Raw genomic sequence first — 3,340 nt, 5'->3', positions numbered from 1 at the left:
CATGATAATTATTTTAGGATAACATCTGATGAAGGAAGAACACCTTCTTCTGTTATCTAATCATAGAAACTTATTAACCGAGTAGTCTTATTGACTACACCATTATTATACTAGGGGGATGTAAAGGAATGAATATTCCAAAACAGATTGATGAAATAGTCTTACATCGACAAGAAAAGTTACCTCAAATACAACAAATGATAGAACGCTTGGAAAATGTAAATAATGTAATTCAGAAATTGGAGAAAGTATGTCAAGATGCATCTTTTGAAAAACCTCAAATATATGAATCATTATTTAACCAATGTTCGGAAATAGCTGAAAATTTACGCCTAATAAATACAAAATCTTTTCGTCAAAGATATGAAAAAGTTCAGGAAACTTTAAATCAACTATATAATCGTTTTTCAAGAAAACAGATTCACATTAGTTTTGTTGGACGCGCTGGACAGGGCAAAAGTCTCGTTATGCAAAAAATAAGTGGCCTCTCGGGAGATATTATTCCTTCTTCTAATGGTTCTGATTGTACAGGAACAAAATCAATTATAACAAATCAAGATACTACTGGGGTCCATGCTGAAATTATATTTTATAGCAAAAATGAATATAAAGATATCGTAAATAAATATATACAAGAGATTTTTGAAAATGGCATATATGAAATTAATTCCGTAGAAGAAATCTCTGTTTTGAAGCAATACAGCCTTGAAACTAAAGTAGAAAGTAATGCTCAAAAACAATCGCTCTTCCTACAACTTAATAAATATATAGAACATAGCGATGTTGTGCTTCCTCTATTAGGGACAACACAAACTATTCCAGCTGAAGAAATCGAAAGTTATGTGGCTCAATATAGTCATCTTGATAAATCACATAAATATTACAAATATCTTGGGGTAAAGGTTGCCAATATTAAATGTCAATTTCCATTCAGTCAATGTGGAAAAATAGTATTAGTAGATACAATTGGATTGGGGGATACGGCTCTTGATATTCGTGAAAAGATGTTGTCAACAGTTAGTGAGGATAGCGATGCTATCGTCATGATGACACGTCCGGACCCTCAGCGTCCTAGTATTGTACAATATGATATTGATATAGTAAATGATATCGGTGCAAAGATGTCTTCAGACTATACAAATAAGATGTTATTTTGGATTATCAATCAAGTCAGTGAAGGTGAAGGAAAAAATATCGACGGCATATCAGAATTTTTATCCAGACTAAAAAGAATGCGTGATTTTCCTGTTGCGGATTATCTGGTGGTCGACTGCAATGATAAAAATGCAGTTGAACGCGACTTGCTAATTCCAATACTAGAAAAATTACCAAATAACTTACCACAGATGGATGAAATGCTTTTAAAGCAAGCCGAAGGGCAGTTGATTGAACTGTATTGGGAATATCATGAAATTTCATCCAAAGTCAATAAAGCCTTTAATGCATCAATTGATCAAGATGTAAAAAGAGAATTCGATTTAGTAATAAAAAAAACATATGAAAAAATGACAAATAATGTCCGTGAAGCATATGTAAATGAACCCTATGGAAAATTACGTGCTGAAAATTGTAAAGAATTTGAGGCTGCCGCTAAAGAAAAAATGAGGAATATACTGATAAATATTCCTACGAAACAAACAATTCTTGAATTTCTTGATAATGGTTCTATTAATCAACATAATGCATATGAACGATTGACAGATAAAATGAGAATATTGATTATTGATGATTTTCTAGAGTTAAATAAAACACTTGAAAAATTGGTAACACAAATGAAACAATGTATCGTAAATATTTTAGCAAATGAGAATAGTGGTAGATTAAAATACATTATTGTATCAAATCCGGAAAATGCAGACATGTGGTTGAAAGAATTTATTGAATTCACCCAAAATTATCCAAGATATAAACCAATTACAGATGCTATAAAAAAATTATCTGCTTTTAATATGAGTATGGAAAGTTTTTTGATTTATCGTGTTCGGGCACAGTTAGATGAAATAGATCTTAGTTTACAGGCACAAGGACCTGTGTTGCAAGGAAGTTTAGCAGAAAAAAGTACTTTAGCAGATGATATTCATTTCTGGCTAGAGCATTATTTAGAAATTGTATATCAAAAAATTCAAACAGAATTGGCTACATTATATGCATATCCTAATAGTACATTATGGGCAGTAATAAAAGATTTTTATGATCGTATTGTATATTCTCAGAATAAAGATATAGATGCAAAAACTGCTTGGAGATATTTATATGAGAATTCAATTCCTCAAATTTGGAGAGAGGATTACAAAAATTACCAAGCACAAAAAGGTATTGCTGAGGATTGGAATACTCTAATAGAAGAAATCCATAAATATGATAATAAAAATCTTTATCAATTTAATTAAATGGAGGGACTACATAAGATGGAAAAAAATGATTTTACAGCACATGTTTTAATGGTTGGAGGGCGTCGTTGTGGAAAAACCAGTATATTGGCAGCTATGAAGGATAACTTTGAGGAAATATTTAAACAAACAGGTATGACTATGTATATGGGAGATTTTGATACTTTAGACGCACTAATTCAAAAAAGTAATGAAATGAAAGATTATTTTATAGGAATAAATAACCGAATGTTTGTTCCGGATAGTAATCCAACCGAAGAAGAAAAGACATATTCATTTCGTATAAATCTTGTAGGTAAAAATAGTGATATTATCGTAAAATTTGTAGATTATCCAGGTGAATGGATGACAGCTAAAAACCATAGAGAAACTTTATTAAAACATATGAAATTAAGTCGAGCAATAATTGTAGCGATAGATACTCCTCACATGATGGAAGAAGAAGGGCGATTTAATGAATATAGAAATTTTTGCCGTCGGACAGGAGAAATGTTAAAAATGGCTTTAAGTGATAAAGGTATTTCTTGGCAAAAAAAACTAATTTTGTTTGTCCCATTAAAATGTGAAAGATATTTGGAAGAGAGAAAAATGGAAGAAGTTTGTGCGAAAACAAAAGAATCTTATAAGGAACTGATTTATTTTCTTCAAAATGCTAAAATGAAATATGAGGTGGCTATTACACCAATATTTACAATGGGAGGGGCTATGTTTAGTCATTTTGAAAGAGATAATCTGACAAAAGAAATTATTGTAAATCGCGAATTTCATACACCAGAAAAAGCAATTTATTATTTTCCTGATGTAACAATAAAGGAACCAACTCCTAAATATTGATATGCTCCCTTCTGGGTAGACAAGTGAAATAATAAAAACTTGTCACTTAGGAGGGAGTATATTTTATGCCTAAAAAGAAAATATCTGTTGAAGATAAGCTATATGCTGTAAATCTG

General features: G+C 30.8%; 2 protein-coding genes. Both read left to right on the top strand.

All coding sequences use genetic code 11. From position 1 onward, the window contains the following. Window positions 1-128 precede the first annotated feature (128 nt). Window positions 129-2,390: a hypothetical protein gene (locus tag B5E53_RS18350; protein ID WP_087317578.1), complete on the top strand. Its 2,262-nt coding sequence runs from the start codon at window positions 129-131 to the stop codon at window positions 2,388-2,390. Between the two features lie 18 nt (window positions 2,391-2,408). After that, window positions 2,409-3,224, top strand: coding sequence for a hypothetical protein (locus tag B5E53_RS18345; protein WP_087317576.1), 816 nt, complete (start codon window positions 2,409-2,411; stop codon window positions 3,222-3,224). The last annotated feature ends 116 nt before the right edge of the window (window positions 3,225-3,340 follow it).

Origin of the sequence: Eubacterium sp. An11 (assembly GCF_002161065.1) — a bacterium.
Taxonomy (GTDB): domain Bacteria; phylum Bacillota; class Clostridia; order Lachnospirales; family Lachnospiraceae; genus Anaerobutyricum; species Anaerobutyricum faecale.
The sequence above is the reverse complement of the archived record's forward strand: the minus strand, read 5'-3'. Positions and strand labels throughout refer to the sequence as shown.

Bases quoted from the DNA above. Each gene is read 5' to 3' on its own strand.
- B5E53_RS18350 (WP_087317578.1), top strand. From the start codon at position 129: ATGAATATTCCAAAACAGATTGATGAAATAGTCTTACATCGACAAGAA.
- B5E53_RS18345 (WP_087317576.1), top strand. From the start codon at position 2,409: ATGGAAAAAAATGATTTTACAGCACATGTTTTAATGGTTGGAGGGCGT.